Below are 9,026 nucleotides of genomic sequence, written 5' to 3'. Positions count from 1 at the left end.
ATCACGTCGCCGCCGGAGCCATAGAGGATCGCCTCACCCGCCTTTTCCGGGATCTCATCCCACGGCGCGGTCATCTTGAACCCGTAATGCTTCGCCATCGCTTCCAGCGTCTGGCCGTAATAGGGCGAAGTCGATTTCGCCCAGGGCGCGATCGCACCCTTTTTCAGGCTCGCGCGCGCGTCGGGTACGACCAGCGCCGGATCGATGCGCATCTCGTGGCCGATGCCATCGCATTCCGGGCAGGCGCCGGTGGGGTTGTTGAAGGAAAACAGCCGCGGCTCGATCTCGGGGATGGTGAAGCCGGAGACCGGGCAGGCGAATTTCGCCGAGAAGATCAGCCGGCGCGGGGCGCCCCTGTCGTCCTTCTCGTCGGCGAATTCCACGAAGGCGATGCCGTCGGCGAGTTCGAGCGCCGTCTCGAAGGATTCTGCCAGACGCGGCGCCATGTCGGGGCGCACCACGATGCGATCGACCACCACGTCGATATCGTGCTTGTATTTCTTGTCGAGGGCGGGGGCATCGTCGATCTCGTGGAAACTGCCGTCGATCTTGACGCGCTGGAAGCCCTTCTTCTGAAACTCCGCCAACTCCTTGCGGTACTCGCCCTTGCGCCCGCGCACGACTGGCGCGAGCAGATAGAGCCGCGTCTTCTCGGGAAGGGCGAGCACCCGATCGACCATCTGGCTCACGGTCTGGCTCTCGATGGGCAGGCCGGTGGCGGGGGAATAGGGGATGCCGACACGCGCCCAGAGCAGACGCATGTAATCGTAGATCTCGGTCACCGTACCGACCGTGGAACGCGGGTTCTTCGAGGTGGTCTTCTGCTCGATGGAGATGGCGGGCGAGAGCCCGTCGATCTGATCGACATCGGGCTTTTGCATCATTTCGAGGAACTGGCGCGCATAGGCCGACAGCGATTCGACATAGCGCCGCTGCCCCTCGGCGTAGATCGTATCAAAGGCGAGGGAAGACTTGCCCGAGCCCGACAGGCCCGTGAAGACGACGAGCCGGTCGCGCGGCAGCATCAGATCGACATTCTTCAGATTGTGCTCGCGCGCGCCTGTCACCGAAATGACCCGCGCATGGGGGTCGCCGGCGCGGGCACGGTCGAACAGCGCATCGATCTCGCCACTGCCCGAACCGCGCGCCGGCGTCACCGGCACCTCATGCGTGTTCTTCTTCGTTGCGGTGGCGCGCGCGCGTGCGGGCTTCTTCGCTTTCGATGAGGTGGTCGAGGGCATGGTCGGGGCTCTGGGTTCGTCTGATCGGAACGCAAGCGTCTTTTGCAACGCGGCAACAGCGGGTCACATAGTGCACGGGTCGCGTCAAGGCGACCCCGTCAACTCTAGAACAAATCACGTACAACGAGCAAGTGCGTGAATGCGGTCTTCGTAATGCCGGAGCGGGTCCTGATCGCGCAGGCACCCGATACCATGCCCCGGCATCGGCATCGCCCTGGAACCTTGGCCGCATTCACCTGTTGGTATGACCAGGAAAACGGGGCGGCTGGTGCTCGCCGAGGCAGCACGTTATTTGAGCAATCCGACTCAAACAGTTCATCCCGTTCGTCGCATACCCGCGCTATCATCGCTGCGAATCGGCAGCATCACAGCGGTTGCAACCACGAGGGACCATGGCCAGAATGCCGTCATCTGCACATCCGCGTATCTATTACCTCCACCACCGCGCGGTCGGAGCGCACGATGCGTTGGGCGGTTGGCTCGATCACGCGCGGGATCTCGGCTTCGACCATGTGGCGCTCTCGCCGCCCTTCCGCGCAGGCCGTACGGGCGATGTCTTCTTTCCCGTTGATCATGATGCGGCGGATGAGGGGCTGGGCTTCACCGACGTGCTGCCGTTCGCGCTGGAGCACATCGCCCGCGAGGCGCACAGCCGGGGGCTTTCGCTGCTGATCGATTTCGCGCCCCAGCAATTCGCACTGGAGCATCCAGAGGTGGAAGCGGCTCCGGATCGTTTCACCGTGAGACGGGAGGCTGCGGGCGGGCCGGTCGATCCGCGCCGCCCGGCCACGGCGCAGGGCGCAGCCTGGTCGCGGCTCGATGCGGACGCGATCGCATGGCTGAAGGCATATTGGGAACCCCGCATCGCCGCCTGGGCTCAGGCCGGGATCAAGGGTTTCCGCGCCGTGCGCCCCAATGCGGCATCTGCTGATCTGTGGCGCTGGATCATCGAGACGATGCGCGCGCACCGCCCGGACGCGCTCGTGATCGCCGATACGACGGGCCTGCCGCGTTCCGACGCGCTCGGGCTCGCCTGCTGTGGCTTCGATTACCTGCTCTCCTCGTTGCCTTGGTGGGACGGGCGCGCGCCTTGGCTCGTCGAGGAGCATGCGGCACTCTCGGCCATCGCGCCGGTCATGACCATGCCGGAAGCGCCCTTCGCCACCCGTCTGGCGGAGCGCATCGGGGATGCGCGGGCGCTGCTGCCGGCCTGTGATCGCGCATTGCGACTCGCGGCGGGGCTGGGCTGCGGCATGCTGATGCCGATGGGCTTCGAATACGCTGCTCGCCGCCCGCTAGACGCGATCGAGAGCCGTCCGGAGGATGGCGCACAGATGGCCCAGGAAGCGCCGACGGAGATCGCTCAGCGCGTGCGCGATATCAACGCCCTGATCGCGAAGGTTACGGCGCTCGCGCAGCCGGGTCTCCTGCGCGCGCTGACCGGCCCCTCCGCCCAGGCGACAGGGATCCTGCGCACGCTGGTCGATCCGCGCGTCGCGCAGGAAGCCCTGCTTGTGCTCGTCAATCCGGACCTGCATGCGGGTCATGATGTCGGTGCAACCAAGCTGCGGGCGCAGATGGGTGGGGAATTCGGCGGTTTCGTGCCGCTTGAGGGTGGTGATACCAGCGATTCAGCCGGCGATACCTTCACGCTCGAGCCCGGTGCGGTGCTGCTCGCGAAAACGACGCGCGCAAAGCCCGTAAAGCTCCCGCGCGCCACCGGCAAACGTGCCGCGAAGGCGGCGGGCGCGGCGCCGCGCATCTTCGTCGAGGCGCTGTCGCCCTGCATTGATGAAGGGCGCTTCCCGGTCAAGCGCATCGTCGGCGATTCCATCACCGTGGAGGCCGATGCCTTCATGGACGGCCACGAGGTGCTCGGCGTCGAACTGCGCTGGCGCGCGCTCGACGAGGATGTCTGGCGCACGGCGCCGATGCTGCCCCAGGGCAATGACCGTTTCCGCGCTGCGCTGCATCTGGAGCGGATGGGGCGGCACGAATACGTCGTCGAGGCCTGGTTCGATCGCTATGCGACCTACGCACGCGATCTTTCCAAAAAGAGTGATGCCGGGGTGGATATCGCCCTCGATCTGAAGGAGGGGCGGCTGCTGGTCGAAGCGGCGCGCAGACGTGTCAAAGGTTCATTGAAGGAGCGACTCACCGATATTCTCGTCGATCTCGATCACGCGGATCAGGCCGGGCAGGTCGAGATCCTGCTGGGTATCGAGGCCCGCGCGCTGATGCAGGAGGCCGATGATCGCCCGTTCAGGGCGCAGAGTGTGATTCAGACTGTCGATGCCGAGCGCCAGCAGGCTCTTTTTGCGAGTTGGTACGAGATCTTCCCGCGCTCGCAGACGGATGATCCGGCCCGCCACGGCACCTTGCGCGACGTGATCCCGCAATTGCCGCGTGTGCGCGACATGGGCTTCGATGTACTCTATTTCACGCCGATCCACCCGATCGGACGCAAGAACCGCAAGGGTCGCAACAACACGCTGACACCGGGGCCCGATGATGTCGGCTCGCCCTATGCGATTGGCGCGGAGGATGGCGGGCATGACGCCCTGCATTCCGAACTCGGCACGCTGGAGGATTTCCGGGCTCTGCGTGATGCGGCGATGGCGCATGGGCTCGAACTCGCGCTCGATTTCGCCATCCAGTGCTCGCCGGATCACCCCTGGCTGAAGGAGAATCCCGGCTGGTTCGATTATCGTCCCGACGGCACGATCAAATATGCCGAGAACCCGCCGAAGAAATACGAAGACATCGTCAACGTCGATTTCTACAAGGACGAGGCGATACCCGATCTCTGGCTCGCGCTGCGCGATGTCGTGCTCTTCTGGGTCGGGGAGGGTGTGAAGACGTTTCGTGTCGACAATCCGCATACCAAGCCGCTGCCCTTCTGGGAGTGGATGATCGGGGAGGTGCGCGGGCGCCATCCTGACGTGATCTTCCTCTCCGAGGCCTTCACGCGGCCCAAGATGATGTATCATCTGGCCAAGGTGGGGTTCTCGCAAAGCTATACCTACTTCACCTGGCGCAATACGAAATACGAGCTGCAGAGCTATCTGGAGGAGCTGGCGCAGGAGGCGCCGAAGGATTTCTACCGGCCGCATTTCTTCGTCAACACGCCCGATATCAACCCGGTCTACCTGCAGCGCTCGGGCCGCGCCGGGTTCCTCATCCGCGCCTGTCTCGCGGCGACGCTGTCGGGGCTGTGGGGCGTGTATTCCGGTTATGAACTGCTCGAAGCGGAGCCGGTTCCGGGCAAGGAAGAATACAAGGATTCGGAGAAATACGAGATCCGCGTGCGCGACTGGAATGCGCCGGGCAACATCGTGCCCGATATTGCGCGGCTCAACCGGATCCGCAAGGCCAACCCGGCCCTGCACACGCATCTCAATGTGCGCTTCTACAATGCCGCGAACGAACATATCCTCTATTATGGCAAGCCCTCGCGCGAGGGTGACGAGATGATCCTCGTCGCGGTCAATCTCGACCCGCATCACCCCCAGGAAGCCGGGATCGAGGTCCCGCTCTGGGAGTTCGGGATCGGTGATGACGGCGCGCTCGATGTCGAGGATCTTATCACTGATCGCGCTTTCACCTGGTGGGGCAAGCACCAGCATATCCGCCTCGACCCCGCTGAATACCCCTTCGCCATCTGGCGTATCCGTCCGCACAGGAGAAGCTGACGTGTCCTCCAAGAAGAAGATCGCCAATGTCGACAACGATCCGCAATGGTACAAGGATGCGGTTATCTATCAGTTGCACGTGAAATCGTTCTTCGATGCCAATGATGACGGCATCGGTGATTTCGCGGGACTGTTGAAAAAACTCGACTATATCGCCGAGCTCGGCGTTACCTGCATCTGGCTCTTGCCGTTCTATCCCTCGCCGCGTCGCGATGACGGTTACGACATCGCCGATTACCGCGGCGTGCACCCGGAATACGGGAAGATGGGCGATTTCAAGCGCTTCGTGCAGGAAGCGCACAAACGCGGCATCCGGGTGATCACCGAGCTCGTGATCAACCACACCTCGGATCAGCATCCCTGGTTCCAGAAGGCGCGCAAGGCCAAGCCGGGCTCGGCGGCGCGCGATTTCTATGTCTGGTCGGATACCGACAAGAAATATACCGGCACGCGGATCATCTTCCTTGATACGGAGAAGTCGAACTGGTCCTGGGACGAGGAGGCGCAGGCCTATTACTGGCACCGCTTCTACAGTCACCAGCCGGATCTGAATTTCGACAATCCGCGCGTGCTCAAGGAAGTGCTCAGCGTGATGCGTTTCTGGCTCGATATCGGCGTAGACGGTCTGCGGCTCGACGCGGTGCCCTATCTCGTCGAGCGCGAGGGCACGAATAACGAAAATCTCCCCGAGACCCATGACATCCTCAAGCAGATCCGCACCGAGGTCGACAAGACCTATCCGGATCGCATGCTCTTGGCCGAGGCCAATCAGTGGCCGGAGGATACGCAGGATTATTTCGGCGATGGTGACGAGTGCCACATGGCCTTCCACTTCCCGCTTATGCCGCGCATGTATATGGCGATCGCGCAGGAAGACCGCTTCCCGATCACCGACATCATGCGCCAGACGCCCGAGATACCCGAGAACTGCCAATGGGCGATCTTCCTGCGCAACCATGATGAGCTGACGCTTGAAATGGTCACCGACCAGGAGCGCGATTACCTGTGGGAGACCTACGCCTCCGACCGGCGCGCGCGTATCAATCTGGGTATCCGCCGTCGCCTCGCGCCGCTGATGGAGCGCGACCGGCGCCGCATCGAGCTGATGCATTCCATGCTCTTCACCATGCCCGGCACGCCGGTGATCTATTATGGCGACGAGATCGGCATGGGCGACAACATCTATCTCGGTGATCGCGACGGCGTGCGCACACCGATGCAATGGTCCAGCGACCGTAATGGCGGTTTCTCGCGCTCCGATCCGGCGCGGCTGTCGCTGCCGGTGCTGATGGATCCGCTCTACGGTTACGACCGGGTGAATGTGGAATCGCAATTGCGCGATCCCAATTCCCTGCTCAACTGGATGCGCCGCATGCTCGCGGTACGCCGTCAGTATCAGGCCTTCGGGCGTGGTGCGATCCGCTTCCTGCGCCCGGCCAACCGCAAGATCCTGGCTTATCTGCGCGAGCACGACGGCGAGCGTATCCTGTGCGTCGCCAACGTCTCGCGCCAGGCGCAGGCGGTGGAACTCAACCTGGCGGAATTCGCCGGCAAGACGCCGGTCGAGATGTCGGGCGGGGCTTCCTTCCCGACGATCGGGCAATTGCCGTACCTGCTCTCGCTGCCACCCTTCGGGTTCTACTGGTTCGAACTGAGTGACGGGGTCGAGCCGCCGGCCTGGAGCACCGCAACGGCGGGGATGGAGCCCGAGCATCTCACATTCGTGCTGCGCAGCGGCGTCGCCGACGTGCTCAGGCCCGGCACCCGCGAGAAGACGCGCGAGACGCTCGAAACCGACGTCCTGCCGCAATACATTCCGCAGCGGCGCTGGTTCCAGGGCAAGGATTCCGCCTTCAAGGGCGCGCGTGTCGATGCGGCGGTGACGCTGGAGAGCGCGGACGGGCCGGTGATCCTGACCGTTTGCGATGTCGAGACGCAGGCCGGTGTCGAGAAATATACCCTGCCGCTCGCCGTTGCCTGGGATGACGAGACGATGCCGCCCTTTGCACCGCAACTCGCCATGGCGCGTGTGCGGCAGAACCGTCGCGTGGGTTATCTCACCGACGGCTTCGCCATGCCGGGTCTCGGCCATGCTCTGATGGACAAGCTGCGCGCTGGTGCGGTGATGCCGGTCGAGCGCGGTGAACTGGTCTTTGAACCGGAGGCATCGCTCTCCGCGCTTGAGGTTCCGGCAGATGCGGAGATCGAATGGCTGGGAGCCGAGCAGAGCAATTCGACGCTGATCGTGGGGCGCGCGGTCGTCATCAAACTGCTGCGCAAGCTCACCAGCGGCGCGCATCCGGAAGCGGAGATGAGCCGTTATCTCACCCGCGCCGGCTTTGCCAACACGGCAGCGCTGCTCGGCGAGGTGCGTCACGTCTCCGCGGAGGGCGTGCCGACGACGCTCGCCATCGCGCAGGGTTATCAGCTCAACCAGGGCGATGGCTGGGACTGGACGCTGAACTATCTCGACCGCACCATCGATGAACTCTCGACCATGACCGAAGAGGAGGTCGATCAGACGGAGGATCTGTTCGAAACCTACCGCAACTTCGCCGGTAATCTCGGCACCCGTCTGGCGGAGATGCATCGTATCCTCGGCGCCGCACCCGCAGAGGAGGGCGCCTTCGCCCCCGAAATCGCGGGCAAGTCCGATGTCGCGGCGCTGCGTCGCTCGGTCGAGAGCCAGGTGCGCGCGGCCTTCAAGGTGATCGAGAAGCGGGAATGGAGCGGTGACGAGGCCGAGGATGCGGCGGCGCTGGTTGCCCGGCGTGACGAATTGCTGGCGCTGATCGATGACCGGGCCACGATGTTCAACGGTCGGCTGCGCACGCGCGTCCATGGAGACCTGCATCTCGGGCAGGTGCTGGTTGCCGGGGGCGACGTGGTCTTCATCGATTTCGAGGGCGAGCCCGCCCGTCCGCTGGAGGAGCGCCGCGCCAAGGCGAGCCCGCTGCGCGACGTGGCCGGGCTGATCCGCTCCTTCGATTACGCGGCCTCGAATCTGGTCAAGCACCGCCACACCCCGCGCGGACCGATCACGGAGCATCGCGTCGACCATCTGCGCGACCTGTTCCGGGCCGAGGCCGAGCAGGCCTTCACGGCAGCCTACCGCGCGGGCAATCCGGAGGAAGTCTCCGAGCAGAACCTGCTCGACCTCTTCATCCTGGAGAAGGCGGCTTACGAAATCTGCTACGAGGCGGCGAACCGTCCCGCCTGGCTCGACGTTCCCCTTCAGGGCTTTAACGGCGTCGCCCGGCGCCTGCTCGACGACGGAAAGGAGACTGCGTGAGCGATATCCGCCATCCCGCACTGCATGGTCTGGAACATGCTGCCCTCGACGCCCTGTCGGGCCGGCTGACAGACCCCTTTGCCTTTCTCGGGCCTCATGACAGTGAGGCGGGCTGCGTGGTGCGCAGCTTCCAGCCCGGGGCGCAGAAGGTCGAGGTGGTGGCCGGCGATGATTCCGCCGTGCTGGCCACGCTCGACGATGTCAGTGACGGGCTGTTTGCCGGGGTCATCGGCGCGCGCCGGCCCTATCGCCTGCGTGTGCACTGGCCCGCCGGCATACACGAGACGGAGGACCCTTACGCGTTCGGGCCGATCCTGGGCGATCTCGATCTGCATCTGATGTCGGAAGGCGCGCATTGGGAGCTGCCCGAGCGCCTCGGCTCGGTCGTGACCGAGGTCGAGGGCGTGCCGGGCGTCGCCTTCTCGGTCTGGGCGCCGAATGCGCGGCGCGTTTCCGTCGTCGGTGATTTCAATTCCAGGGACGGGCGGCGCCACCCTATGCGGCTGCGTCACGATTCCGGGGTCTGGGAACTGTTCGTGCCGCGCCTGAAGGCAGGCGAGCGCTATAAATACGAGATCGTGGGGCGCGAGGGGCAGACCCTGCCTCTCAAGGCCGATCCACTGGCCCGCCGCACGGAAATGCCGCCTGCGACGAGCTCGATCGTGGCGGAGCCCTTTGATTTCCGCTGGACGGATGAGGCATGGATGGCGGCCCGTAACGCGCGGCAGGCGCCGGATGCGCCGATGGCGATCTACGAGGTGCATCCGGCCTCGTGGCTGCGTCCGGAGGGGGATCATACCG

General features: G+C 64.4%; 3 protein-coding genes and 1 pseudogene. 3 read left to right on the top strand and 1 reads right to left on the bottom strand.

The window, feature by feature from the left end; translation table 11 throughout:
* A pseudogene (locus VKP01_RS14730) lies at nucleotides 1-1,241 on the bottom strand (excinuclease ABC subunit A); the annotation flags it as partial.
* A gap of 392 nt (nucleotides 1,242-1,633) precedes the next feature.
* Here VKP01_RS14730 and VKP01_RS14725 point away from each other — a divergent pair.
* The 3 genes from VKP01_RS14725 to VKP01_RS14715 form a co-directional block, all read left to right on the top strand.
* Nucleotides 1,634-4,933 (top strand): maltotransferase domain-containing protein, encoded by a 3,300-nt coding sequence (locus tag VKP01_RS14725; protein WP_324413582.1) that lies wholly within the window; start codon nucleotides 1,634-1,636, stop codon nucleotides 4,931-4,933.
* 1 nt (nucleotide 4,934) lies between these two features.
* Entirely contained in the window at nucleotides 4,935-8,225 is a 3,291-nt protein-coding gene (gene treS, locus VKP01_RS14720) for a maltose alpha-D-glucosyltransferase (RefSeq protein ID WP_324413580.1), read from the top strand.
* The coding region (locus VKP01_RS14715) for a GlgB N-terminal domain-containing protein (RefSeq protein ID WP_414706586.1) at nucleotides 8,222-9,026 on the top strand (805 nt) is incomplete at its 3' end. The genes treS and VKP01_RS14715, both read left to right, overlap by 4 nt.

Origin of the sequence: Saliniramus sp., from assembly GCF_035311605.1 — a bacterium.
In the GTDB taxonomy this organism is placed as follows: domain Bacteria; phylum Pseudomonadota; class Alphaproteobacteria; order Rhizobiales; family Beijerinckiaceae; genus Saliniramus.
The sequence above is the reverse complement of the archived record's forward strand: the minus strand, read 5'-3'. Positions and strand labels throughout refer to the sequence as shown.